Origin of the sequence: Erysipelothrix sp. HDW6B (assembly GCF_011301115.1) — a bacterium.
Taxonomy (GTDB): domain Bacteria; phylum Bacillota_I; class Bacilli_A; order Erysipelotrichales; family Erysipelotrichaceae; genus Erysipelothrix; species Erysipelothrix anatis.
In genome coordinates, this window is sequence record NZ_CP049860.1 from 1,726,069 (window position 1) to 1,751,983 (window position 25,915).

General features: G+C 38.8%; 22 protein-coding genes and 1 riboswitch. Of the genes, 10 read left to right on the forward strand and 12 right to left on the reverse strand.

The features are described 5' to 3' along the window. Window positions 1-276: 276 nt before the first annotated feature. The 5 genes from G7061_RS08480 (at window position 277) to groL (ending at window position 3,887) form a co-directional block, all read left to right on the forward strand. The gene (locus tag G7061_RS08480) at window positions 277-540 is read left to right on the forward strand and encodes a helix-turn-helix domain-containing protein (protein WP_166120577.1); all 264 of its coding nucleotides are present in this window, start codon (window positions 277-279) and stop codon (window positions 538-540) included. 36 nt (window positions 541-576) lie between these two features. Continuing rightward, entirely contained in the window at window positions 577-771 is a 195-nt protein-coding gene (locus G7061_RS08485; RefSeq protein ID WP_205700093.1) for a helix-turn-helix domain-containing protein, read from the forward strand. Next, window positions 758-1,879 (forward strand): site-specific integrase, encoded by a 1,122-nt coding sequence (locus G7061_RS08490; protein WP_166120583.1) that lies wholly within the window; start codon window positions 758-760, stop codon window positions 1,877-1,879. The genes G7061_RS08485 and G7061_RS08490 overlap by 14 nt, the downstream gene beginning before the upstream one ends. 116 nt (window positions 1,880-1,995) lie before the next feature. Next, entirely contained in the window at window positions 1,996-2,274 is a 279-nt protein-coding gene (locus tag G7061_RS08495) for a co-chaperone GroES (RefSeq protein ID WP_166120586.1), read from the forward strand. Beyond that, window positions 2,274-3,887: a chaperonin GroEL gene (groL, locus tag G7061_RS08500; protein WP_166120589.1), complete on the forward strand. Its 1,614-nt coding sequence runs from the start codon at window positions 2,274-2,276 to the stop codon at window positions 3,885-3,887. Before G7061_RS08495 ends, groL begins: the two co-directional genes overlap by 1 nt. Before the next feature lie 394 nt (window positions 3,888-4,281). Here groL and guaA read toward each other — a convergent pair whose 3' ends face one another. Together guaA and G7061_RS08510 are read right to left on the reverse strand one after the other, a co-directional pair. Then, a complete protein-coding gene (guaA, locus tag G7061_RS08505) occupies window positions 4,282-5,814 on the reverse strand; it encodes a glutamine-hydrolyzing GMP synthase (RefSeq protein WP_159633367.1) in 1,533 nt (510 codons plus the stop codon). Beyond that, window positions 5,804-6,937: an IMP dehydrogenase gene (locus G7061_RS08510; protein ID WP_166120594.1), complete on the reverse strand. Its 1,134-nt coding sequence runs from the start codon at window positions 6,935-6,937 to the stop codon at window positions 5,804-5,806. Before G7061_RS08510 ends, guaA begins: the two co-directional genes overlap by 11 nt. 81 nt (window positions 6,938-7,018) lie before the next feature. Here G7061_RS08510 and G7061_RS08515 point away from each other — a divergent pair, with 81 nt between their 5' ends. Next, window positions 7,019-7,825, forward strand: a complete 807-nt coding sequence (locus G7061_RS08515) for an HAD family hydrolase (protein WP_166120597.1) — start codon at window positions 7,019-7,021, stop codon at window positions 7,823-7,825. A 92-nt stretch (window positions 7,826-7,917) separates the two neighbouring features. On the opposite strand, the gene G7061_RS08520 is transcribed toward G7061_RS08515, so the two are convergent. From G7061_RS08520 to G7061_RS08540, 5 genes are all read right to left on the reverse strand, one after another. Next, complete coding sequence (locus G7061_RS08520; protein ID WP_166120600.1) at window positions 7,918-10,473, reverse strand: WxL domain-containing protein; 2,556 nt, start codon at window positions 10,471-10,473, stop codon at window positions 7,918-7,920. Next, the gene (locus G7061_RS08525; RefSeq protein WP_166120603.1) at window positions 10,473-11,540 is read right to left on the reverse strand and encodes a DUF916 domain-containing protein; all 1,068 of its coding nucleotides are present in this window, start codon (window positions 11,538-11,540) and stop codon (window positions 10,473-10,475) included. The genes G7061_RS08520 and G7061_RS08525 overlap by 1 nt, the downstream gene beginning before the upstream one ends. A gap of 6 nt (window positions 11,541-11,546) precedes the next feature. Continuing rightward, window positions 11,547-12,272: a WxL domain-containing protein gene (locus G7061_RS08530; protein ID WP_159639147.1), complete on the reverse strand. Its 726-nt coding sequence runs from the start codon at window positions 12,270-12,272 to the stop codon at window positions 11,547-11,549. Between the two features lie 314 nt (window positions 12,273-12,586). After that, window positions 12,587-13,603, reverse strand: coding sequence for a hypothetical protein (locus G7061_RS08535; RefSeq protein ID WP_166120607.1), 1,017 nt, complete (start codon window positions 13,601-13,603; stop codon window positions 12,587-12,589). 2 nt (window positions 13,604-13,605) lie between these two features. Then, entirely contained in the window at window positions 13,606-14,376 is a 771-nt protein-coding gene (locus G7061_RS08540; protein WP_166120610.1) for a permease prefix domain 1-containing protein, read from the reverse strand. A 341-nt stretch (window positions 14,377-14,717) separates the two neighbouring features. After that, window positions 14,718-14,874, forward strand: a riboswitch (M-box (ykoK) riboswitch). 200 nt (window positions 14,875-15,074) lie between these two features. Here G7061_RS08540 and mgtA point away from each other — a divergent pair. Further along, a complete protein-coding gene (mgtA, locus tag G7061_RS08545; protein WP_166120613.1) occupies window positions 15,075-17,756 on the forward strand; it encodes a magnesium-translocating P-type ATPase in 2,682 nt (893 codons plus the stop codon). Window positions 17,757-17,875: 119 nt separating this feature from the next. Here mgtA and G7061_RS08550 read toward each other — a convergent pair whose 3' ends face one another. The 5 genes from G7061_RS08550 to G7061_RS08570 all read right to left on the reverse strand — a co-directional run bounded on the left by G7061_RS08550 (window position 17,876) and on the right by G7061_RS08570 (window position 22,942). Beyond that, entirely contained in the window at window positions 17,876-20,203 is a 2,328-nt protein-coding gene (locus G7061_RS08550; RefSeq protein WP_166120616.1) for a MucBP domain-containing protein, read from the reverse strand. Window positions 20,204-20,413: 210 nt separating this feature from the next. Further along, window positions 20,414-20,788 carry an Inorganic pyrophosphatase gene (locus G7061_RS08555; RefSeq protein ID WP_159633397.1) on the reverse strand — a complete coding sequence of 125 codons (375 nt, stop codon included), beginning with the start codon at window positions 20,786-20,788 and terminating at the stop codon, window positions 20,414-20,416. A gap of 122 nt (window positions 20,789-20,910) precedes the next feature. Then, entirely contained in the window at window positions 20,911-21,246 is a 336-nt protein-coding gene (locus tag G7061_RS08560; RefSeq protein ID WP_159639152.1) for a helix-turn-helix transcriptional regulator, read from the reverse strand. Between the two features lie 59 nt (window positions 21,247-21,305). Further along, a complete protein-coding gene (locus G7061_RS08565) occupies window positions 21,306-22,067 on the reverse strand; it encodes an HAD family hydrolase (RefSeq protein WP_159646858.1) in 762 nt (253 codons plus the stop codon). Continuing rightward, window positions 22,064-22,942, reverse strand: coding sequence for an NAD(P)/FAD-dependent oxidoreductase (locus G7061_RS08570; protein WP_159639154.1), 879 nt, complete (start codon window positions 22,940-22,942; stop codon window positions 22,064-22,066). The genes G7061_RS08565 and G7061_RS08570 overlap by 4 nt, the downstream gene beginning before the upstream one ends. 246 nt (window positions 22,943-23,188) lie before the next feature. Here G7061_RS08570 and G7061_RS08575 point away from each other — a divergent pair, with 246 nt between their 5' ends. From G7061_RS08575 to G7061_RS08585, 3 genes are read left to right on the forward strand one after another with little or no spacing between them, the layout of a single operon-like run. Next, window positions 23,189-25,135 carry a PTS sugar transporter subunit IIA gene (locus G7061_RS08575; RefSeq protein WP_166120618.1) on the forward strand — a complete coding sequence of 649 codons (1,947 nt, stop codon included), beginning with the start codon at window positions 23,189-23,191 and terminating at the stop codon, window positions 25,133-25,135. Further along, window positions 25,128-25,574, forward strand: coding sequence for a PTS sugar transporter subunit IIA (locus G7061_RS08580; protein WP_159639156.1), 447 nt, complete (start codon window positions 25,128-25,130; stop codon window positions 25,572-25,574). Before G7061_RS08575 ends, G7061_RS08580 begins: the two co-directional genes overlap by 8 nt. After that, on the forward strand, window positions 25,574-25,903 hold the full coding sequence (locus tag G7061_RS08585) for a PTS fructose transporter subunit IIB (protein WP_159639157.1): 330 nt from the start codon (window positions 25,574-25,576) through the stop codon (window positions 25,901-25,903). The genes G7061_RS08580 and G7061_RS08585 overlap by 1 nt, the downstream gene beginning before the upstream one ends. Window positions 25,904-25,915: the final 12 nt, after the last annotated feature.

Below are 25,915 nucleotides of genomic sequence, written 5' to 3' on the forward strand. Positions count from 1 at the left end.
AATAGGTGCTTCCTTGATTGGGAGTGGTGAAACTCCAGTGAAGTAGTTCTTTCAAACTACGCCTAACAATGCTACGAAGATGATTCCTTCGTAGATACGAATATATCGATTTAACTTTTTAAAACAAATCTTTTGATTTGATAACAGATAGAGTGATTCAGTCCTTTTTGAACTGGATCACTCGCTTGTGTTATTAAGTCATATTCTGATAGATATGTTGAAATACATGTGGTAGTGTTGTGTTGCGAAAACCAACTGTCCTAGGAGGTGATTATTATGGGATTTGCAACTAAAGAAATGATGGGTGAAGAAAAACAACTTGTAACTAATATTGGTTTAAAGATTGTGCTTCTTCGCTCAGAACGAGAGCTACCACGTGCAGAACTTGCAAAACAAGCAGAACTACACCCACAGTATCTATATGATGTAGAAATGGGTAAACGTAACGTTACCATTTATGTACTTGGGAAAATTGCACGCGCATTTAACATCACATTGTCAGAATTACTTGAACCACACACCCTACCACCAGTTGACTGAGTCGATTGGTTTTTTAATGAAATGGAGGAATTAATTATGTTAATAACGGTAGATGAAATTATGACTCTTTTTGGAATTAGTAGGTCAAGTGCTTATCGCATTATATCCGACTTGAATCAATCTCTCAAAGAAAAAGGATATCGTATTGTCCAAGGAAAGACATCCCGTAAATTCTTCTACGAAAACTACTACATTCATAATACGGAGGTAAGCCAGCATGTCAGCGTATAAAGATAAGAAAACTGGTAAATGGGTTGTAACATTGCGTTATACCGATATTGACGGTAAAGAGAAGCGACGCGCTAAACGGGGGTTCCTAACCAAACGTGAAGCTAAAGAATGGGAAACCGAATATCTCAGCAACTTAAGTACCGAAGTAGAAATCGATATGTCATTGAATGAATTCTACCAAGTCTATCTGAGTGATATTTCAAATAAACTCCGTTATAACACCATTAAGAATAAACGAGTGATTTATAATAAATATATCCAACCTTATCTCGGATCTAAGAAACTCACTAAGATATCAACACCTGATATTATCAAGTGGCAAAATACGATTCTAGGATTTCAGTTTAAAGATACGTATGCACGTTCCATCAACAATCAACTTGTAGCTATCTTTAATCATGCAGAACGTTTCTATGAACTTCAAAGAAATCCATTAAAGAAAACTACTGCAATTGGGTCTAAACATCCTTCAAGTATGAACTTCTGGACAAAAGAGGAATTTGATAAGTTTATAGCAGTTGTACACGATGAATCATCAAGATTACAATTCAATGTTCTATTCTATACAGGAATTCGGGTTGGTGAGCTGATTGCGGTTAGACTAAAGAATATTGATTTTAAAAGAGGTCATATTGAAATAAGACATTCTGCTCAATATGAAAATGGTGAATATATCTTCACCAAGCCTAAGACAAAAAAGTCAGAACGAATTGTAACAATACCTCAGTTTCTGACTCAAATGATAAAAGATTATGTTGATCGATACTACTTTATCGATATGGAAGAACAAGTCTTTATGACTAACAAGAGTCGGCTTTCTAGAGAGCTTGAAAAATATGCTAAGAATGCGAATGTTAAACGAATAAGAATACATGATTTAAGACATTCTCATGCATCCCTACTCATCGAACAAGGCATACAACCCAATATTGTTCAAGATAGACTTGGACATGAAAAGATTGAAACGACACTTCGTACTTATTCACACCTATACCCGAATAAACAATACCATCTCGCATCATTCTTAGATCAGATTGCTTCAAATCAACTCAATGATACATTAACTAATAGTAATTCTAATCCAATAATGATCGAGACTATTAAGTAATTTATTTTTAAATTGATGACTTGACAAATTTTACTTTCAATTTTAGAATATTGGCGTTAGCACTCATGATACAAGAGTGCTACATAGGTCAATTACAGGAATAGGAGGAATAGATCATGATTAAACCATTGTATGACCGTATATTGTTAGAAGCAATTCAGGAAGAAGCAATTACTCATAGTGGTATTCTACTACCTGAATCAAAAGATAAACCTACAGTTGCTCGTGTTGTTGCTGTTGGAGAGTCTACAGATAAAGAATCACCCACATTAATTAAGGTTGGTGATCATGTCGTCTATAAAAAATATTCAACAACCGAGATAAAATATCAAAATCAGGATTATCTAATAATTGAGAGTAAAGATATATTAGCAATCGTAGAGGAGGATAAATAATGGCTAAAGACGTACGTTATGGAAGCGAATCTCGAGACTTATTACTAAAAGGTATTGACAAACTAGCAGATGCTGTAGCAGTAACTTTAGGACCAAAAGGACGCAATGTAGTTCTTGAAAAAAGTTATGGCTCTCCCCTAATTACAAACGATGGTGTAACCATTGCAAAAGAAATTGAACTCGAAAATCCTTTCGAAAACATGGGAGCAAAACTTCTTTATGAAGTTTCAAACAAAACAAATGATGTAGCTGGTGATGGAACAACAACTGCTACAATTCTTGCACAATCTATCATTCACAACGGAATTGTACATGTCGATCGGGGTGCAAATCCAGTATTAATGAGATATGGCATTGAAAAAGCCGCAAAAGTTATTTCAGATCATCTCTTAAAACAAAGTAAAAAAATTGAAACCCGTAATGATATTGCTAATGTTGCAGCAATAAGCGCAGGTAACAATGAAATTGGGAATATTATTGCAGATGCAATGGATAAAGTTGGTAAAAATGGTGTTATCACTGTTGACGAGTCCAATACATCTGAAACATTTTTAGAAGTCGTTGAAGGACTCCAGTATGACAAGGGTTATATCTCGCCGTACATGGTAACAGATCGAGAAAAAATGGTAATCAATCTTGAAGACCCTTATATTATTGTCACAGACCGTAAAATTTCAACCGTACAAGAAATACTTCCGATCCTAGAGCAAATTGTTCAACAAAGTAAACCATTGTTTATTGTTGCAGAGGATATTGACCAAGACGTCGTATCGACACTTGTAATGAATAAACTCCGAGGTACATTTAATGTTGTTGCTACTAAGGCTCCAAGCTTTGGAGACAATCAAAAGCGAACTTTGGAAGATATCGCAATTGTTACTGGGTCAACATTCATTAGTAAAGACTTAGGAATGGATTTCAAAGATGTTACTCTTGATAATCTGGGTTCCGCATCAAAAATTGTAATTAGTAATGATGAAACAACAATTATCGGTGGCAAAGGAGATAGCGATGCCCTCGAAGCACGTACTAATGAAATACGTAGTCAAATAGAAATCACGAAGAATACGAGTGATATTGATCAATTAAGCAAACGTCTCGCAAAGCTCACGAATGGTGTCGCGATTATCAAAGTCGGTGCTGCTACGGAATCTGAACTTAAAGAAAAGAAACTTAGAATTGAGGATGCCTTGAACGCCACGAAAGCAGCTGTATTAGAAGGGACAGTCCCAGGAGGCGGTTATGCTTTGGCTCGCGCTTATATAGAGTTAAATGAAGCAATTACTTCGGAATCTCAAGATGAAAATCGCGGTATCTCAACAGTTATGAACTCAATTTTGAAGCCGTTATGGCAGATAGCCGAAAATGCTGGTTTTGATGGAGATGAGATTGTTAAACAACAACTCAGTTCAGAAGTGAATATTGGATTTGATGCTAAAAACGGAGTATGGACAAATCTTAATGAAGCAGGAATTGTGGATCCAACTAAAGTAACTCGTAATGCTCTGTTAAATGCAGCATCCATTGCTTCCTTATTCTTGACAACAGAAGTGGCTGTCGCCGCTATTAAGGAAAATAACACAGGTGACATGACTGCTCCACATCTTTACTGATATTTACAATTGAGTATTGTAAATCAAATTCTCGTTATGTCTATTTGTTGTCATTTTCAGACTTCAAGCAACTGTATTGAGAAACGGTAAAAATCCACCTACTGGTGGATTTTTATGCTTTCTTTAGAGCAATTCAAACCATAAACATGCATTCCAAGAATGTATCATCTAGAATGTTATAGCCATTCCAAATCAGAATCAAGTCCACTTTTGTTCAAATGAAGTAAATACTAATCGTTTTGGATTAGCTTAAGTTTAGGAGTGCTTAATGCATTGTTCAATTATTTGACATCATTTTGACATCACTAGCCCTATTTTTTCACTATTCTCAATTTCGACATACAAAAAACCGCCAATTTAAGCGGTTTTTCTGTATTCATTAAACTTTACGCAACTACTCCCACTCAATCGTTGCTGGTGGTTTTGAGGTTACATCATACACTACTCGGTTAATCCCTTTAATCTCATTTACGATACGTACTGAGATAATTTGAAGAATATCATAAGGGATACGTGCCCAGTCTGCGCTCATACCGTCAACAGATGTGACAGCACGAAGTGCAAGTGTATAATCATAGGTTCTTTGATCGCCCATGACACCTACTGAACGCATGCTTGTTAGCACGGTGAAGTATTGCCAGATTTCGCGATCAAGGCCTGCTTTTGCAATCTCTTCACGAAGAATCCAGTCAGAATCTTGAACGATTTTGATTTTTTCTTCTGTGATATCACCGATGATACGGATCGCAATTCCAGGACCTGGGAATGGTTGACGGTGAACGATGTGTTCTGGTAAACCAAGTACCAATCCTAATTGGCGTACTTCGTCTTTGAATAATGAACGGAGTGGTTCAATAAGTTTGAAGTCCATATCTTCTGGTAATCCACCCACGTTGTGGTGTGATTTGATTGTTTGTGCAGTTTTAGTCCCAGATTCGATAACGTCAGCATAGATTGTACCTTGTGCTAACCATTTCGCATCTTTAAGTTTTTTCGTTTCATCATCGAAGACATAAATAAACTCATTTCCGATAATTTTACGTTTTGTTTCAGGATCATCAACACCTGCAAGTTTGTCTAAGAAGCGTTTTTGTGCATCGACTTTGATTAAGTTAATCTTGAAGTGATCACGGAATACTTCAACAACTTGGTCTGCTTCATTTTTACGTAACAAACCATGGTCTACAAAGATACATACGAGTTGATCACCGATTGCATGGTGTAATAACGCTGCAACTACAGCACTGTCAACACCGCCGGATAATGCACAAATAACTTGTTCATCCCCGACTTGTTCGCGAATTAATGCTGTTTGTTCTTCAACATAATGTTCCATGGACCATGTCGCTTCAGCATCACAGACATCAAACACGAAGTTACGGATCATATCAATTCCGTTTTCTGTGTTACGAACTTCTGAGTGGAATTGGATTCCATATTGTTTCTTGGCTTCGTTACCCATCATGACGATTTCTGTATTGTCTGATGAAGCATATACTTCAAAACCTTCAGGTACTGCTTTAACTTGATCACCATGGCTCATCCATACGTTGTATGTAGCTGGTAATCCTTTTGTAATTGCATTCTCTTTCTTAACATTAATAGGCGCTAAACCATATTCACGTTTGTCATGAGATTCAACAACGCCACCATTTTGGTGCGCCATTAACTGCATCCCATAACATACACCAAGAATTGGTAATCCTAATTCAAAGATTTCTTGGTCGATGTGGTATGCATCGTCTTCATAAACAGAGTTTGGTCCTCCTGATAACACGATACCTGCGATATCTTTATCTGCACGAATTGCTTCTGCAGTAATTTCGTTATCAAGAAGTTCACTATATACACCTAAATCGCGAATACGGCGCACGATTAATTGGTTATACTGTGATCCAAAATCTAATACAATAATCTTATTTGCCATTGTAGTTTGGAGCCTCCTTAACATTATCTACGTCATGTGGGTGACTTTCTTTTAAGCCTGCCCCTGTTATTTTAACAAATTGTGCTTTCAAATGCATGTCTTCTATTGTTTCACATCCACAATAGCCCATACCTGAACGCACTCCACCTAACATTTGATACACAACGTCTGTAATGGATCCTTTAAATGGCACAGTTGCTTCAATTCCTTCTGGTACAAGTTTTGAAAGTTCCTTAACACCACCTTGGAAGTAACGATCACTTGAGCCGCGTTGCATTGCGCTTAATGATCCCATTCCAACATAAGATTTAACTTTCTTACCAAATACTTCGATGACATCACCAGGAGTTTCCTCAGTTCCTGCTAATAGTCCACCAAGCATGACACAACTTGCGCCAGCTGCTAAGGCTTTGGAAATATCGCCCGATAGTTTAATACCACCATCAGCAATAACACCAACACCATATTGTTTTGCGACAGAATAAACGTCATTAACCGCTGTCAGTTGGGGAACACCAACACCTGCAACAACACGTGTTGTACAGATTGATCCCGGACCAACACCAACTTTAATAACATTGGCTCCCGCATAAATTAAGTCAGTAGCACCTTGAGCCGTAACAATGTTACCACCTACAATATCCAAGTCTTTAAATTCTGCTCGGATTGCCTTCACGGTATTGATAACACCTTCTGAATGGCCATGTGCGCTGTCAACAGCAACCATATCAACACCTGCTGCAACCAATGCACGAACACGTTCTATTGACGATTCACCAACCCCAACTGCAGCACCGACACGCAAACGTCCTTGTCCATCGACATTTGCATCTTCGAATGTTTCTTCTACAGTTGTTTCTTTTACCACACGTACCATCGCCGCTTGGTCTTCGATAGGCATATTCTTATGAATAAAACCCATACCACCAAGCTTCGCCAACATGATTGCCATGCCATCTTCCGTAACTGTATCCATTGCTGCAGATACAATCGGAATATTCAATGTAATCTTGTCAGTTAAACGCGTTTGTAATTTAACTTGAGCAGGTACAATTTGTGATTTTGCTGGTACCAACAATAAATCATCAAATGTATATGCTTCTTTAATTACTTTACCATTCATTTCCTCTACCTCCTTAAATCTTGTAGTTTATTATACAGAAACCCTACCCAATATGCTAGTGAAATATGCTAAAATGTTCGTATGAACCATGAAAACATTAAATTAGCCATCTTTGATATCGATGGAACGCTGATAAAACGCGGGAAAACGACGATTGAAGAAAGTGCCATCACCGCAATTCGCAAACTCCGCGATACAGGAGTTGAAGTTTTAATCGCAACAGGAAGAGCTTTTTATTTTATTCAAGATGACATCCATGAACGGATGCATCCTGATTTTTATGTCACAGTTAATGGCTCAACTGTTTATGATATTGATAAGCATGTTATTCACGAAGTCCCCATGTTGATTGAGGAGGTCAACGCACTGACTGAATTTGCACGTAAACATCATTTGGGTATTGGTTACAAGTTAAATGAGGAAATGCATATTTACAGTGATTATCAAATTTTTACGGACGTTTATCTTCAAGGAAGTCCCAAAGCCTATATTTTAAAAGATTATACACAAGCACCTTTACTTGTTGAAGGACAGGAATTGCCTAAAGGTATTTTTATGATGGGTGATGAATCACTTATTGAATCAGCCCATTCATTTGTTTCCGATGCGCGCATTTCGAAAGCTTATACCGATGCCTTTGATATTTATTCTCGTCGCGCTGGTAAAATGCGTGGCATTGAAGTCGTGTTAGAACGCCTCAACTTAAGCTGGCACGAAGTCATTGCTTTTGGTGATGCCGACAACGACGTAGACATGCTTTCTGCAGCTGAAATTGGTGTTGCTATGGGTGATGCTCCAGAACACGTTAAAGACGTCGCTACGTTCGTTACAACAGATTTAGAGAACCATGGTATTGCCCATGCCATTGAATCACTTTTTGATTTATAGGTATAACACACGCTTCCGCTTCGGGGGCGTTTTTTTTACTCAGTTTGCCTTTACCGAAAAAAAAAGCAGACGTCTGTCTGCTTTTTTTTCGCTTATTTGGCTTCGAGTATCCATTCTAACTGGCCTTGATAAGGCGTATTCGCATAGACTCGCTGATAGTTCTCGATAAACAACTGGACGCCTTGATTGGCAGTCCATTCGATGGTTGTATCTTTTCCATATGTTGTGCTTGATGTTTCGTAAACCACCATTGCTTGTTGGGATGCTTCAGGAATTGGTTGTTGGTTGAGGTAGAAGGCGTCTTTCAAAATACTCTTCAAATTGCCCTCAATTTGCAATGGCTTTGTCACACGCACACTCAAACGCCATCCTGTTTTTACATTGCGACCATCACGTATTTGAATTGTTGCGATGTCTGTTCTTGGATAGACTGTTGGATCTTCGGATAATTGGACATTACCAAATGATAAAGTCGTAGGGACTGTTAGAATCTCTAAAGGTCCTTCGGCATCATAGGTTACCCAACTGGATCGATACAGATAATCACCATAGGCAGCAATTCCATATGTCCCATTATCAATAGGTGTCGACAACGTTTCTCGTAAGTGTCCATCAGCTGGCGCGATGAGGAGTGCTTCCGGTGTCGTTGCCAACCGGACAATCGCGTTGGGGTTGGTCGTAATTTCTAAGATACTTGCATTTTCTTTTTGAACCGGCGTATCAAGAACCATATTCCCCATCGAAATTGTTCCCTTATTTCTTAAACTAATTCCATTTATATTCGGCAATGTTCCAGGGCTACTTGAACTAATATTGGTACCACTCCAATTCCCTGACGTATTAATCGCAGCCTTGAGAGAATAGTGGGCATACGTGTCCATAATGTAACGATTAGCACCAAAAACGGTATCATCGGGATATCCCACTTGGCTTGGAATTGTATCCCAGGTATTGATTTGTTGGGTTTCTATCGTTGCACTGCCTGAATAGACGAAGTTAGTGCTACGTGTGCGGTCAATAAAATTAAGATAATTGGGCTGCGTAGGTGTTGTTCGATAATCCCATGACGTCGTTGCATGGAAGACATGACTGTATAAGGCTTCCGAAATATTGATATCTACATTCGAATTTACGAACGAGATGATGGGTGAATGTAGGAATGCCGCTCGATTGGTTGGTTTGAGACTCACATCGCCCATCGTCGCTTTAAAGGAACTGTTATCAAAGACCGTTTCTCGATATATTTCAAAAGTATATCCAGGAACCGCATTGTCAACATCAATGATAAAACTTGCGCCATTATAGTTGTAGAGTGTATAAGAGTAAACATTAAATCCGGTTATCTTATCTGCTTTGAGATGAATCTTTCCCCCGTCATTGACAAATGAATTGGGTACATTGTTGACCACGTTGATCCCATAATAAACAATGTCTTTGGCATCTATGGTTATCGACCCTTTATTCAAGAGTTTATCGTATGTCCTTAAACCTGACAGTGCAAAAGTATTCGCATTTAAATTCAATGTTCCGGCATTGTCAAGGGTCTTGGCTTGAATTCCGTAGTTAGGATTACCCGAGGCGCTCGTATTTTGGTTAAAGTCAACCACAGCATCCTTTTCGATAACGACATCAACACCTGTATCATCAACAATTGATACATTGGAACTGATGGTGGTAGTACTGTCTTCTTTAAATGTGATTGATCCTGTTACATTCAGAAATTCATTGAGTGCCGAATCCACAATCAAATAAGTTTGACCGGTGAACATAGCATGGGTTGCTTCCATAACTTCATGGGCAGCACTTGCCCGTCCTCTAATAATATAGATGTTGGAGTTGTGAATTTTCACCGTTCCTCTAATGTTGTGGGTGATTTGCGGTCCATAATACTCAACGTTATCGTAAGTAATCAGGGTATTTTGGTAAATACTCGATAACGTTCCGTAGTAGTTTTCGCCTTCGATGGCGATATTTCGAAATGTCATGGCCCGCTCATTCCCGTTTCCATTTCCAGTGTAATGGATGGTATCGGAGTATGAGGCTGACTTGTATTCGTTAAATGTATGACGGATTCCCGTTTCCGGATTGGTTCCGTCAACAATAAAAGAATAGTTATTTGGAACCTTAATGCCACCCACCAGTGCATGCATATCAGCACTGAGATAATATGTGGTGTATTGGTTGACCCCTTCAATCCCTTGCGCCTCAATGAGACGTTTTAGCTCGCTAAAGTCGGAAACGATTTTCTCATGCGCTTGCAGTGTTGCACGAACCTGTTGCACTGTATCTTCACGTGGATGGATAATTGGTGGGTCAATCGAATCGGATGCTTGCAGACTATTTGATTCTTGCGCCGTTGTGAGTTCGTCCTGCAGTTCTGAGTTTTTAACCGGGCTCTCGCTTTCAGGTACATTGTCAATGAATTCGTTCGTTTCATCTTTTGGTTTGTGTTCTTCAGATGATTCCTCATTGGTACTCGATACGTCTTGAGTCGTTGTCTCTGGCGCAACTGTAAGCGCAGTTGTGGCGGTATCGGCATAAACCTTACCATTCGAAGTAGACGGTTTATTCACAACAAAACCACCAATGATCATCACTGCCATTAGCACAATTACTAAACTCAATTTTTGCAGTCTTTTCCGGCGCATTATGCGTTCCGTCTTTCACGTTGTTGGCGATATCGCATATAAAGGATAATCACCAAAAGTATTACTATGATTAGAAGTAGTCCCACGACGAGTACTAGCATCCAATTGGTTTGCTTTGGAATAACAGATCCTTCATTCACAGCATCAGCAGTATCAGGCTCAACGGTATGAACTTCTTGCCAATGCCACACTTCTTCACCACTTTTTATTTCTAAATCAATGATGTAGGTACCCGGTTCGAGTTTTTGTGATTGGACCGGATAGGCAATTGGAAATTGCGTATTCGGCAGAATTCCACCTACTTGTTTCTGAATTCGCGCAATGGGTTGGTCCGAACCTTCAGGAGTCACGGTACCATTGATACTAATATCATTCATTACAACCGCACGATCATTTTGAAGTGTTGATACAAACTGAGGTTTGAGATCCACAACTTCTGCACCACTTTTAACATAGTTAAGGTTTTTTTCTACCTTTGTTTCATTCATGCGAATTTGGAGTGCAATTAAATATGTGGTACGACTTTCAATTTGAATCTCACCTTTTGCTTTTTTTGATGTGTCAGCTTGTGTTTCAATCGTATCCGCAGTCACCGAAAAACCACCCACACTTACACCGTCAAATGCAACACTGGGTGCCGTTACATCAATAGCAATGGTGGATCTTTGATTTGCTGGAATAATGACTTCTTGCGTTCTAAGAACAGCCATTGTTGTCATCGGGTGTTTCATCGATACGTCTGGTGTTTCTTCATGGATGTAGGACTTTTCAGCGTTTAATATTGTGGTTCCATTTTGAAAATTGATGGACGCACGCATCGGTTGATTCCCTTGGTTAATAACATCAAAAGAAATAGTTTGTTTCATATTGGGTTCCATCATTAAATCAAAATATCCAACATTGGGATCGTATTGATTTTCTGGAAGGTTGGCTTCAACATAAAACGCACCATAGGATTCTGCATGAGCAGAAAACTGTGGTGCGATAAACAATGTGATAAGCATCGCAACCAATGTAAAAATAACTGTTCGTGATGTTACGTTAATGTTTCGTTTACTAAAAGACATATTGGTCTAAGGTTGTTGGCTTAAAGTCCAGTTGATTTCTGATTTATAATCTCCGACACGAGCGCCCTTTGTGTCAGCATTAAGTGTTACTTTCGCATTTTCAGTTTGTGCACTATCGCCTAACCAACTCATCAACCAGGTACCCATACCATTGTGTGTTGTTGCTTGCATGATTGTGACTTGACCACCACCTGCAGTCAATACAATCGGTGTTTGTCCAACTGGTTTATTTAGGTTTGTTGCATCTGTTGATGAAACAGCACCGCTTGTCAATGTGATTGTTGCACTGTTCAGTGTATGGTCATCAGTAGTTTCAGGTGTTTGCATCGTATTAGTAAAATCACCCAATTGTGCTGAAAGTGTCCACCCTTTTCCAGTAGCCGTACGGTCAGATACCTGAACGTATGGGTTCATCGAAATTGATTGAATGGTTTGTGCTTTCTCTTCAATAGCGGTTGGCTTAAATTTGAAGTGCGGCACGTAGTCAATGGTCATCGGACCTACAGATCCTGTTTCTTTACCATCCTCTGGATCGATTGGATCTAATGGTTTTGTAGGATCTGTTGGATCTACTGGAACAACTGGTTTGTCCGTATCTGGTGCCGTAAAAGTTGCGGTAGCTTCAGATGTTTGCGGGTCCGCTGTTTCCTGCGCAATAATTGGTGTTGCTGCGATGGCAGCTATAAGCATGGACAATGTGCCCACACGTAAAAAAGTATGATTCTTTTTCATGATTTCCCCCTCATATAATTCAACACTAACATCATTATATTCATATAACAAACAATCCGCCCACATAATTCTGTTATGTTAACCCTTCTAAACAATCTTCATATTGAAATTGGTGTATTTTGTGATATTTTCCTGTTTTATCACATGATAAATTGCATCACAACAAGACATCGTGATCTTAATTCATCATTAGGGAGAAATCGAAATCAATATATTGCAAACGCTTTCGAATCAACATATACTTAAAGATTTGCTTTATTATAATCCTAAGTTGTTACGTATGGATCCATTAGCAATTGAACTGTTTATCTTGTTTACGACCTATTTACAAAAATTGACGACCTCATTGTCTCATAAACGTGATAAGGCGCAACAAACACCTCTTGATACCCAATAGGGTCGGATATATATTCAACAATAACTGTATCATCTGTGTATTGGTAATAACGAATCCGCATCTGGTCTAGTTCCATAAATTCAATCTTTACACCCATTAACTCCAGATCCAAAAGTAAGGGATAGGTTTCTACAGGCATATCGAAAAATGTTTGCGATACTTGCACTTCAAAATCACTGGTATTTTTGATGAGCGGCCCTGTTTGTAAATATAACGACGAATCGTCATAAAAATTTATAGACACATCATAGGAAAAATCCGTTGCTTTCTTTAGTGTTCCTGAGCGCTGGAACGTGAATGGATAGTAGTATTTTTGCACGTCTTGATTTGCATCATACTCTGCAATTCGGTACGTACGGTCATACATTTGTTCAATCAGCGGCATAATTTCATAGGCATAATTTCCAACCGTATTCATGGGGTTTGTCTTCGCATAGAGTGCATCGGTGGTTGGTTGTTTTCCATCACTCCCATTACGGTTATCATATCCAAATCCAAATTGTGCGTTCTCTGGGCGGTAGATAACAAGTACCTCATAGTTTCGAACCACCCATTCGCGACCGTGGTATGCTTTCACTCGCGTCATATCCTCCATCGGTGTTTGCTTTGGTGTCCACCGAAGATCAAGATTACCTGCATTATTTGCATAACTTTTGACCAAGTTATGGTTGTTCTGAATTGAAAATCGGGAGAACGGACCCCATGATTCCACTATCATCGGGATATAATGAGTGTCACTTTCAAATATATACAGACGTTCATTTTCATAAACAGGTACTGGGCCTTCAATGTTACAGTTTGCTACCCCAGCACTTTCGCAAAAGTCGCTAAGTAGTCGTGCTTTTGAAAGATACCACCCCTGAAGGTACACAGCCACACCAATCAGTAGGCTTGATACAATCACAAATAGCGCCGCTTTACGTTTCTTCGACATCGTTATGTCCCCCTTTTAACTTGAATTTGACGCGTAGACCCATCCAATGTTTTAAAATTTATTGCGACTTCTTGCGGTACTTCTTCAATTCCCTTGTAGACAAGCACAACATGAGATGACCATGTCTTCGTATACGTGGGACTGTTGCCGAAAACATAATAAAGTCCTTCATCTGGAATTCCCGAAATAATTGTAAAGTTCGATCCTGTAAGCACAATAGGGTTTCCATCAATAATTGTTTCAAAATCATAGGTAAATAAATTGCCTAGAAATGGGCTTCGACTGTTTAAACTTTTGTGTCTTACGCTAATTAATACCATGCCATCTTCAGTATATGCAAAATCTTGAAACGAAAATTCAGTATTACCGACAATTACCTGCTGATCGAGTTGCTGATAATATAGTGGTTCCAATGCCTGCAATTCATCAGTAATCGATGAATATCCTTGAAATGTTGAGATTCGTTGCCATAGGCTTGGCCCAAACAATAGTAAGAAACTCATTACTGTAACAATCAGAGAGAGTTTGCTCGCCAAATACAACCAACTGAAGATCGGATGGTGCACGTTATTGAGCATCTGGCCAATTTCTTGAGGATTCCCCATGGCCGCCATCGCATAAGATTCAGCTGTCTTCGGATTCATTCCTTGCGCAAGGAATGCCTCATAGGAATCATCAAGATGTGCTGTGTACTCGTTTCGTATCTTCCGTCTAACAAATGGATACTTAATTTCTTTCATCAATTTATCTAAGAAAGTGTGGTATCGATTCATGTGCGAATCTCCTTATTGTGATTATGTCCTGAACGTTGATCGTATTATGGTCGATAAACTTAAAATGACAGCAATGAGAGTCTGTTAAACAATACTATGTATATCTATGTATATTATACCTAGATATACATAGTACGTCAATCTTTGACTGGGGATACATCCTTAATCGTGCGTATATTTATGGTTTAGCACACATGCATAGTTTTTTTTTTCGAAATTTTTAATTTGTCTGAGAGCCTTTGTACAGTGGCTCTTTTTACTCATAAAATTATGAAATGAACTCTTTTTATAATTTTAAGCCTTGCATTTCCTAAAAATACAAAGTATGGTTATTGAGTAAATAAAAACTACGGTAGGTGAGGCTACTTTAGGGATACGGATTACTACCGCAAAATAGTGGAGACACTATGCGCTGGTCAACAGTATACGTCACGAAGGCGTAAACTAGTGTAATAACATTGCCCTATTGAGTTAAAGCTTGAACGATTTATGTGATTTTTTAACCACGTCTGTTCAAGCATGCGTGGTTTTTATATTGCCAGACAGAAAGGATGTGACATCATATGCAAGAAACTACTGACGCCATTGATGATGACGATTGGATTTACACACATAATTTTATCTTGATTGATGCCACATGTGCATCCAATCTGTAATCGCTTTGTCGTCCTCAATTGAATAGAAACGAGGAGACTACTATGAAAGAAACAACTTACACCAACGACACACGTCGTTACGTTGATGCAGCAACTGCATCATCCGAAAAACTTTATACACATTACAAATCATCACCACAAGGTTTGACCCGACTTCGTGTCGAATCAAACCGCAAACAATACGGTGATAACACTATTAGCAGCCACAAAGAAACACCTACATGGATGAAATTCATCCAAGCATTCATTAATCCGTTTACACTTATTTTAATCGGACTTGCATGCTTCTCATATATTACAGATATTGCCATGGTCTCACCTGGGGAAGAAGATCCTGTGACAGTTATTATCATTCTTGTCATGGTAAGCCTTAGTGGACTACTCCGTTTTATCCAAGAATACCGCTCTTCCAATGAAGCCAAAAAACTAAGCGAGCTTGTGGAAACCACCACACTCGTTGCGCGTAAAGCAAACGAACCCCAAGAACTTCCATTACACGAAGTCGTTGTGGGCGATCTCATTATTCTTTCAGCAGGTGATATGATTCCTGCCGATATGCGTATTCTTGAGAGCAAAGACCTCTTTATCTCACAGGCTGCACTTACGGGGGAAAGTGAACCTGTCGAAAAATTCAGCCATGACCTTGAAGCGCTTGACGCACAATTAACTGCAACACAAAATCTTGTCTTCATGGGATCAAATGTTATTAGTGGTAGTGCTCGTGGTATTGTTATCGCAACGGGCGATGATACCATGTTTGGCGAAGTATCCCACAGTGCTTCAGGCAAAAAAGATGAGACATCCTTCGAAAAAGGTGTGAACTCTGTATCCTGGTTACTCATTCGATTTATGCTAATCATGGTGCCAATCGTGTTTGTCATTAATGGATTTGGTAAAGGAAACTGGACTGAAGCATTACTCTTCGCAATCTCCGTCGCAGTCGGTCTTACACCAGAAATGTTACCGATGATTGTTACGACATCCCTTGCCAAAGGTGCTGTCACGATGAGTAAGAAAAAGACAATAGTTAAAAATCTCAACGCCATCCAAGACCTGGGTGCCATTGATATCCTTTGCACTGATAAAACAGGAACATTAACCCAAGATAATGTCGTGTTGCAATATCACATGGATCCAATGGGAACCGAAGATGACCGAATTTTTAAATATGCTTACCTCAACAGTTACTATCAAACGGGTCTAAAGAATCTTATGGATCGAGCAGTTATTAAACGTCGTGAAGACCTAGAGGAAACACGTCCAGAATTGCGTAACCTTGATACCGAATACAATAAGCTCGACGAAATCCCATTTGACTTCAACCGTCGTCGCATGAGTGTTATTGTCACCGATAGTCGAAATCACAAAGAAATGATTACCAAAGGTGCCGTTGAAGAAATGATTAAAATCTCAACATCCGTCATGATTAATGATGAGGTTCTACCTTTAACTGATGCGTTGACTGAAACCATCCTTAAAACTGCTCATGGCTTAAATGAAAAAGGCTTGCGAGTACTTGCTATTGCTTGCAAAACTGAGCCAAATGGAAAAGTCGATTTCAGTACTGATGATGAGCGTGAAATGGTCTTAATGGGTTATCTAGCGTTTCTTGATCCACCTAAAGAATCAGCAGCTGAAGCCATTCAAAAATTATCAGAATATGGTGTCACAACAAAGATTCTTACCGGTGATAACGATGTCGTCACACAATCCATTGCTGAATTAATTGGATTTGAAAACGATCATGTCATCTTAGGATCTGATATTGATGCAATGAGTGATGTAGAACTACAGGAAGCTGTGAATACCTACGATCTCTTTGCAAAATTATCACCACTACAAAAACAACGGATTGTTCATACACTTCGTGATCTTGGCCACACTGTTGGCTTTATGGGTGATGGCATTAACGATGCTCCTGCGATGAAGGCTGCAGACATTGGTATTTCTGTCGACACAGCCGTTGATATTGCGAAAGAATCATCCGATGTCATTCTTCTCGAAAAAGACTTACTTGTCCTAGAAGATGCAATTATCGAAGGCCGTAAAACCTATGCAAACATGATTAAGTACATCAAGATGACCGCAAGTTCTAATTTTGGCAATGTCTTCTCCGTTTTAGTCGCAAGTTTCTTCTTGCCTTTCCTACCAATGGAAGCATTACACTTAATCTTACTCAATCTCATTTATGATATTTCTTGTATTGCAATTCCTTGGGATAATGTTGATGAAGACTATCTCAAAGTTCCACGAAAATGGGATGCAACCTCAATTAAGAATTTCATGTTAATCATTGGCCCAACAAGCTCCGTCTTTGATATAACGACTTTCTTTCTCATGTTTTTCGTAATTTCGCCAATGGTCGTTGGTGGCCAACAATTCTCTCAATTAACAAACCCTCAAGATATCGCATTGTTTATTGCGGTATTCCAATCTGGTTGGTTCATTGAGTCAATGTGGTCACAAACATTGGTTATCCACATGATTCGGACACCAAAGATTCCATTCATTCAAAGTCGTGCTTCGGCTTCGTTAACCCTGCTTACTTTCGCAGCTATTGGAATCTTGACCGTTATTCCATTCACAAATTTCGGTCTTTCAATTGGACTTGCTCCTGTTCCTGGCATCTACTTTGCTTGGCTCGCAGTAACCATTCTTGCTTACATGATTCTTGCAACCATTGCGAAACATTACTTCATTCGCAAGTATGGCGAATTACTATAATTAAAATAAAACACAGTGATTGTCATCACTGTGTTTTTTAGTTATGTGAAATATAGGTTAGTTTAAAAATCATGCAGACATTTCAATCAGTTTCGTTGATGAAATCATACGGTTTTTATTTATGCTTCTTTACGTTTGAATTTCGCAATCATAACACTGAGTAGTCCAAACCCGAACACCCAATAACCTAATGTTGACGATACCATTCCGGTTGCAGGTAATGTTGCGTTTTCATGAGATTCAGAAACATTAGGGCTTGTTGGCTTAAGGGGATCTTTACCTTTGGGTGGCTTCGTAACGCCCAAGACCTCAGCACCCAAATATCGATACGTTACGCTTTGGGATGCTTCACTCATCAGTCCACTTGCATTCTCAGGCATGGCAATCAAATCATAACCTGAGAAGGATTTAGGGTAAGTTTGGTACGCCGTACCAACATCTGCAGTAATGAATTGCGGACTTGTTAAGGACTTACCATCTTGATCAACATGGTACACCGTCACTGTACCTTGTTGTTTTGCATAGACGTAAGTGACAGTCTGTGCTTCAGTTTCAAATGTACCTGTATGATTCAAAGGTACTTCTGTAAGTGTATAGTATGGGAATTGCTTACTATCTGTTTGATACGATAAACCAAGTTTTCCTGTACCTGAAAGTACGATATCATCGGTAAGTGGGTTTCCATTTACATCGATATAATGGACGGTTACATCTTTAGCATCACGACGCGTATAGATATAATTTACGACTTGAAGACTATCCGTGAAGATACCCGCTGCGTTTTCCGGTTGTACGGTTAAGATATAGTTTTCAATGACTTGTGCTTGTGTGGCGTATGGGTTCCCCAATTGGCCAGTACCGTCAAGCAGCTCTGCTGATATTAAGTCATTACCAGCAACATCAATATGATTAACAACTACTGGAGCTGCATCTTTTCGAGCATAGATAAAATTAACAACTTTTGGTTCCATTGTGAAGGTGCCTTGTTTGGGTCCTTCAACGCGCACTAGATTGAAGTTGGCAAATTCTAACGCTTGGGTAACATAATCTTTGTTTAATTTACCCAAACCACTTAAAACTTGCGATGCTTCCAGTGTGTTCCCTTCGGTATCCAGATAATTCACCGTGACATCCGCTGCGTCACGAGCTTCGATGCGTCCATATCCGATGACTTCGAAACGACGTGTACGTCCAACTGTTTCCCCTTCAAATGGATCCATATCAAAAATTCCAAACGAGAAAATTTCGACGTGTGTGGTATCGATTTTCCCTTCAAGATCTGACGCATCCCAAGTGATACGATTGGTTTCTTTATCGAATTTACCATTGAATGCAATGATCGGTAAATCATTATTACCAATCATTGGTCGCATGGTTCCTTCATAAACCTTTCCGCTGGTTTCATTAATGGTTCGTGGAGGTATAATATTGCTTAACGAGACTGAATACGTCTCTGTTTGCGCATCATAATCTAAAGTATACGAACTATTAACGATGCTATCACGAATGGTACCTGTAATACCTTTGGTTGCTGTTGGGTGCTCGGCAAAGATAAATCGATTGAAATCAACAGCATGATTGAGTAAAGGACTGTATTCAAGATCCGTATTTACCGAGAATGTTTGAAGACTGGTAAATGATTCAATGCCTTCGTAACTAGTCAATCGGTTATTATTCAGTTGGATATCAGTAAGTGCAGTTAGTGTCGTGAGCGGACTCAAACTCGTTATCTTGTTTGCGAGTGCATCGGTTGTTTTTGTTACATGATCGCGAGCATCTGCCTTATCTTTAAAGAATGACGAATTCAAATGAATCGTACGGAGTTCTTTAAGGCTTGATATTGGATCCATCATTGCATCTGTTAATCCGATGTTATGCAATCTTAAATCTGTAATGGGTAGATTACGGATGGACTCAAGCATTTGTGTCCCTTGTTCAACAATTTTGTGGGAAGGATTAAAGATGGTGAGAGCTTTTAATCCTTTTAGATGTTGAAGGCCATCAAGTGACTCCAAATTGCTATCTGAAACATATAATCCTGTTAAATTAGTTGCTGCTTCAATACCATCTAAGGTTTGCAATGCGCTAAAATTCACTAATAAGTCGGTCAATTTTGGGAAGTTGCTCAACCCTTCTAAGGTTGTTATTGCTTGTTCCCGAAGATGAATTTCAGTTGCATTTCGAAACGGTGCTAATTCTTCCAAAGAAGTTATCGTCACACTGGATCTCAGATCAATAAATTCAACAGTATCAAGACTTGCCTGTGTAACTTTTCCATTCACAACATTGAGTTGGGGATGGTCTGTAACGTACTGTGCAAGCGATGGGTTTGGAAATAATTCAGAAACGGTTTGTGCTTCTTCTGCACGGATGGGCTGTGCAGTCATTAAACTCATTAATAATGATAAAACGATAAAACTAAAAAACTTGTGCTTTTTCTTTCTCATTTTCTTCCTCTTCGTCACCTAAATATTTCACACACGAATGTAATGATACAAACTTATGTATGTTTATTCAATCTATTAAGGGAATGTTAACGTTATTTCAAAACAACTTAATATATGTTAGGTTTGTTAAGGAGGCGCAATAAAAAGGGACACTCCGCTTGGAATGCCCCTTTGTTTGACTATCTAGCTTAACCTCTAGTTAGTCTTGTATTAATCTGTTATTGCCCACTCAGGCATTTCATTACCACGTCTTACCAAGATTCCTTTTTGGTAGTCTGTTTGGTTGATGAATCGCAATATTTCTTCCTCTTCTTCAGGAGTACAACCCCATAAGAGTTTAACTTCTAAATCCCGTTTGAGTATATCTGCAACGATCATCACCGCATCTATCGTAGAACGTTTGACACTTCCTTTAAAAACCTTAATCGGTTCAATATCCGTTAAGTAACCATAATCAACCGGATACACCATGTTGTGGTACTTTGGATGACGTGATCCTTTATCTTGGGAAATAACGACATTCGTGGACAAGACGAGTGAGTCGATTTTCTGCCAGAAATAGCCATTGTTTAATAGTTCTTGCATCGAATCTACCTCTCTTATATCTTATGACATTATAACGTGTGTTACATAAATTGTAAATAGTTCCTCGGTTTATGTAAAAGTTTCAAGTTCCTGAATAATTTATTGATTTTGAGAATGTATATTTATTCTTGAACATGATCCAATGCTTGCTTAAAGATTTCCATTACGTGATCGTCCGCTAGCGAATAATAGGAATATTTTCCCACTTTTGTAACTTTAACCAAATTGAGTTTTCGAAGTGATGCGAGTTGATGCGAAACCGCTGATTGGGTCATATTTAAAATTTCTTTTAAATCATCGACGGACACTTCTTTTTGGGAGAGTACTGTGAATATTTTGAGGCGGGTTGCATCTGCAAACATTTTGAAAAGCATCGATAAATCCGTATAGTTTTTTTCAGAATGTAAGGTTTCTTGGACCGCTTTACGCTCGTCCACAGTCATTAATTTATGTTCCATGTTTTCACCTTCTTGATATTAGTATACCAAAATTTTCACAAAGACTCATCCATGATGCGCTATCTTGTAACACTTTTTAGGGCATCACCAACAGTTTCAACCACATCTTGTGCATGTTTTTTTACAGCATCCACACCATTGTCCATTGCAAACCCATGGAATGCTTTAATCATTGGAAGGTCATTATAACTATCTCCAATAGTATAGACGGTTCCATCATAGCCATAATGGTCGATAATCGATTGAATACCAGTTGCTTTCGTAACGCCTTCAACGCCAATATCGACTGCGGACACATTAGGGAAACATTGAACACCACGATTCTTAAAATGAGCATTTATCTCGATTGAAAGTGCAAGTGCATGATCTTCAGAACCTGCATTGACATAGAATCCACGTGCGCCAACTTCAAGAATTTCTTCTACAGGTGTCGTTTGAATATTCGGTTCAAAGGAATCACGCGCTTCAGGATTACCATAGACGCGTGCCAATCGGTAACCATCTGTTACCCCATAAAACTCAATTCCAAAATCATCGATTTTCTGAGCCAACTCGGTCGATATTTCTTGTGACAATGTTTTACTAAAAATTTCTTGGTGATCATGGGTCAACACAGCACCACCATTAATTCCAATGACAAAATCGTAGGGAATATTATGTTTTTCTGCCTCTGCCAAAATAGAATCTACGCTTCGTCCTGTCACAAGTCCAAATTTATGTCCTTGCTCACGAAATGCTGCAATGGCTTCAAGATCTGAATCTCTTATAATATGGTCTTTGTATAATGTGCCATCAAAGTCACTTGCAAATATATGTGTCATTTGTTTGCCTCTCTTCGTTTTGCTCTTACGGCTGCGATCATTGCATATCCAGCAATACAGCCATCTGAAACTGCTTTGGCGATCTGTTGTACTCCAGGAATGCAGTCGCCTGCTGCATAAATACCTGGGATGTTTGTTTCCATCTCTTCATTTACAATGAGGCGTCCATTTTGGACTTCAATCCCCATTTTTGTTGCGAGGTCTGTTGAACTTGCTGATCCGATTGCAACAAAAATACCGTCCAATTCGAGTTGTCCTGTCTCAAGTTCAACACCTTGAACTTTTCCCTCGCCATAAACTGAAATAACTTTGTCAGTAATGATTTCACATCGTGGGTCAAATGTTCCTGTCACAGGTTCACCATTTGTTAGAATGACCACTTTCTCTGCAATCTCGACAAGCTCAGCAGCTTCACTGGCCGCATAGTCTGCACTTCCTATAACAGCTACTGTCTTTTTACGATAAAAGAAGCCATCACATACGGCGCAGTAGGAAACCCCTTTACCCCCATAATTTCTAATTTTCTTGACGCGTGGAATGTTTCGGTGTGATCCAGTTGCAATAAGCACCGTTAATGCAAGGTATGTTTCGGTTGTCGTCTTAACTACAAAACCTTCGGTATCATAAGTAATTGATAAGACTTCGTCTGATATTACAGGGATATCGAGTGCCTCAGCTTGAGCGATACCGCGTAGTACGAGTTCTGGCCCTCCGATTGTTTCAAATCCGTAAAAGTTATCAATAACACGAGCCTGCTCTGATGCTCCAATACCTTTTCCTATAACGATAGGATCGATATTCCCCCGTTTCATATAAACTGCAGCCTGAATTCCTGCTGGTCCTTTTCCAATTACTAATGCATCTGTTTTGATCATAACGACACTCCTTTTAACCTGTACATTATATAATACCAAAACTAGATTTTTTATGTAGTCCTTACGCATATTTTTTAAAACCAATCGTAGCTTCTTTTTTAATTTGACGTTCATTGACTTCTACCCATAACAGGGTAATGATATTTACATTCAATATATTTCATAATATGTTGCAAACATTTATCATTTTAGAAAGATTGGTGTCCGTTTATACTATGGTTGTAAGCGGTACCAAGGAGGTGAATTATGGAGTTAAATAACCGTCAACAAAAGCTTGCGATTGCGATTCTTAAGCAACACGAATCGAAACCCATCAAATATTATAGTGCACTCTATCGTGTCTCTGATCGGACAATCTACAATGACTTGGATAACGTCGCAGATTATTTAGCCAAACTTGGCTATACCTTAAATAGAGATCATACGGGAATATCAGTGATACCGACCTATGACCTGAATCAGCCGACGAAACATAAATCGAATGTCTATGATCTCTTTAGCACTTCTGATAAGCGACTTCTGCAAATTTTTGAGTCGTTAGCGTTAAAGCGTGAAACGGTCACATACAAGGATTTATCAAACACATTGTTTATCAGTCACGGATCACTTATGAATGATATTGATGCTTTACGGCATCATTTGCTGGCAACTCCATCGTTACTGGTCAGTGATTCAAAAGGCACGCGGCTTGACGGCACCCAAAGTTTAATTCAAAAATCGATGATACGGTTCAACGATTATTGTCTTGCCAAAATTCCAAGCATGATTTCTGACGATACATTAATCGCAGCCTTCTATTCTTATTTCTACGGACACGAGTGTTATGTTTCAGTCCACGATGTTTTATACGAATACGTCTTGAACAACCTTCAAGTCATCGATGAACTTTACATCTCTAATGTTATGAATGCATTGATTGTTCTTTGTTATCAGCTCAGACAAGAGAACCATATTGAACACCAATCCGATGACATAACATCCAAGATTGTAGACGACATTCCACAAACCATGTCAGTAGCACATTCTATGCTCGATACACTATCAAATCGGCTAATGTTTAATTATAAGGATACAGATATCACCTACTTGGCACTTTATCTTGAGGCCAATAAATTTACAGCCGTGCAAGAGACCAACTTTGAAAGTCTTATAGAATCGCTCATTATGACATTTAGTAATCTGATTGATACTGACTTAACGGATGATCCCTTATTAAAAGAGAATATCCGTAATCACTTCGAGCCAATGGTTAACAGACTTAGAAACAACATTTCACATCCTAACCCTTTTTTAGGTCAGTTAAAGCGTGATTACTTCTTAGTCTTTAATATTTTGTGGTTTTCTGTACCACAGATTGAGGAAGAGCTCGAGGTTTCCTTCAATTCAGACGAAATTGGATTCTTGATGATTTACTTCCAGTTAGCTCTTGAACGCAGAAAGACACGCAAAAATATATTGATTGTATGTCCTTTAGGACTTTCTGCCTCACAAATTCTTAGCCTTGAAGTTCAAAAAATATTACCACCGCTTAGCATTACTCATATCGCTTCAAGTGCCCACATCCAATCCTTGGATCTATCAACCATCGATTTTATTATTTCGACCATTAAGTTAGATATCACCCATATTCCTGTCATTCTTGTTTCGACATTATTGAGTAACGATGACAAGGAAAATATTTTGAACTTTTACGATAAACATTTTATTCGAAGTTCTATGCGAGATACTCACACGGATGTCTTAGTGTTGCCATGGATTTCAAAGCTTGTTAATCCATCACGCATCTATCTTAATACGACTTTTAGTAAACGTGAGGATGCGTTAAAGTTTATGCTCGATCGTTTATCAGATCAAAAGATCGTTGATGATCAGTACACACTTTCAGTTACGGAGCGTGAACGTAAAGGTCCAACCGATTTAAAGACCGGAGTCGCGATTCCTCACGGTGATCCATCCCATGTCTATGTATCAGGACTTTCCATTTTGATCAATGAGCGTAAATTTCGATGGGATCAAGAAGACATAACCATCATTATATTAATTCACATTAAACAGTGTGATGTCGTACATGTTAAAGCAATTTTTAAAGAAATATATGCACTCGTAAATAATCCAGATTATCTGGGTCAATTACGACAAGCACAAACCGAAAATGACGTTATCAGTATATTGAGGGGTGATTACAATGTTTAGTAAAAAGCTGATTGCAATCGATGTCGCCATTAACAATAAGAATGATGCTATCGATTATTTAATAGACCTTGCGCATCGCGCGGGTTATCTTTCCAACTCAGAGATGTTCAAAACCGCTGTTTTAGAACGGGAAGCAAGCATCTCAACCAATGTTGGATTAGGAGTTGCCATCCCACACGGAAAATCTCAGAGTGTTTCAGACGCATTTATTGCGATGATTCGCCCTGTCAATCCCATCCAATGGGATGATGATTCAAAAGACGAAGCAGTAGGACTTATTTTCCTCATTGGTGTTTCTGAAGATAGTGATACATTACATCTAAAATATATTTCCGAAATCAGTAAGATGTTAATTCACGCTGACTTTAGACAGAAACTCCACGATGCAGCATCTATTCATGAAATTTATACATTATTTACAGAAAAGGAGCATTCATAATGAAAATAGTTGGAGTCGTTGCATGTACCGTTGGTATCGCGCACACCTATATGGGTCAAGAGGCCATTGAAGTAGAAGCACAAAAACGTGGTTATGACTACAAGGTGGAAACACAAGGTGGTATGGGAATTGATAATGAGTTATTTGATGACGAGATAGAAGCCGCAGATTATGTAATTATGGCCACTTCGATTGGAATCGAAATGCCAGAACGGTTCGATCAGAAAAAAGAAGACGGTAAAGTCTTCCATATGGATCCATCTGTTGTCATCAAAAACGCCAGTGCTGTGTTTGATGATATTGAAGCAACATTAAATATAAATAAATAAACATAAAAGGAG

Bases quoted from the DNA above. Each gene is read 5' to 3' on its own strand.
- G7061_RS08480 (WP_166120577.1), top strand. From the start codon at position 277: ATGGGATTTGCAACTAAAGAAATGATGGGTGAAGAAAAACAACTTGTA.
- G7061_RS08485 (WP_205700093.1), top strand. From the start codon at position 577: ATGTTAATAACGGTAGATGAAATTATGACTCTTTTTGGAATTAGTAGG.
- G7061_RS08490 (WP_166120583.1), top strand. From the start codon at position 758: ATGTCAGCGTATAAAGATAAGAAAACTGGTAAATGGGTTGTAACATTG.
- G7061_RS08495 (WP_166120586.1), top strand. From the start codon at position 1,996: ATGATTAAACCATTGTATGACCGTATATTGTTAGAAGCAATTCAGGAA.
- groL (WP_166120589.1), top strand. From the start codon at position 2,274: ATGGCTAAAGACGTACGTTATGGAAGCGAATCTCGAGACTTATTACTA.
- guaA (WP_159633367.1), bottom strand. From the start codon at position 5,814: ATGGCAAATAAGATTATTGTATTAGATTTTGGATCACAGTATAACCAA.
- G7061_RS08510 (WP_166120594.1), bottom strand. From the start codon at position 6,937: ATGAATGGTAAAGTAATTAAAGAAGCATATACATTTGATGATTTATTG.
- G7061_RS08515 (WP_166120597.1), top strand. From the start codon at position 7,019: ATGAACCATGAAAACATTAAATTAGCCATCTTTGATATCGATGGAACG.
- G7061_RS08520 (WP_166120600.1), bottom strand. From the start codon at position 10,473: ATGCGCCGGAAAAGACTGCAAAAATTGAGTTTAGTAATTGTGCTAATG.
- G7061_RS08525 (WP_166120603.1), bottom strand. From the start codon at position 11,540: ATGTCTTTTAGTAAACGAAACATTAACGTAACATCACGAACAGTTATT.
- G7061_RS08530 (WP_159639147.1), bottom strand. From the start codon at position 12,272: ATGAAAAAGAATCATACTTTTTTACGTGTGGGCACATTGTCCATGCTT.
- G7061_RS08535 (WP_166120607.1), bottom strand. From the start codon at position 13,603: ATGTCGAAGAAACGTAAAGCGGCGCTATTTGTGATTGTATCAAGCCTA.
- G7061_RS08540 (WP_166120610.1), bottom strand. From the start codon at position 14,376: ATGAATCGATACCACACTTTCTTAGATAAATTGATGAAAGAAATTAAG.
- mgtA (WP_166120613.1), top strand. From the start codon at position 15,075: ATGAAAGAAACAACTTACACCAACGACACACGTCGTTACGTTGATGCA.
- G7061_RS08550 (WP_166120616.1), bottom strand. From the start codon at position 20,203: ATGAGAAAGAAAAAGCACAAGTTTTTTAGTTTTATCGTTTTATCATTA.
- G7061_RS08555 (WP_159633397.1), bottom strand. From the start codon at position 20,788: ATGCAAGAACTATTAAACAATGGCTATTTCTGGCAGAAAATCGACTCA.
- G7061_RS08560 (WP_159639152.1), bottom strand. From the start codon at position 21,246: ATGGAACATAAATTAATGACTGTGGACGAGCGTAAAGCGGTCCAAGAA.
- G7061_RS08565 (WP_159646858.1), bottom strand. From the start codon at position 22,067: ATGACACATATATTTGCAAGTGACTTTGATGGCACATTATACAAAGAC.
- G7061_RS08570 (WP_159639154.1), bottom strand. From the start codon at position 22,942: ATGATCAAAACAGATGCATTAGTAATTGGAAAAGGACCAGCAGGAATT.
- G7061_RS08575 (WP_166120618.1), top strand. From the start codon at position 23,189: ATGGAGTTAAATAACCGTCAACAAAAGCTTGCGATTGCGATTCTTAAG.
- G7061_RS08580 (WP_159639156.1), top strand. From the start codon at position 25,128: ATGTTTAGTAAAAAGCTGATTGCAATCGATGTCGCCATTAACAATAAG.
- G7061_RS08585 (WP_159639157.1), top strand. From the start codon at position 25,574: ATGAAAATAGTTGGAGTCGTTGCATGTACCGTTGGTATCGCGCACACC.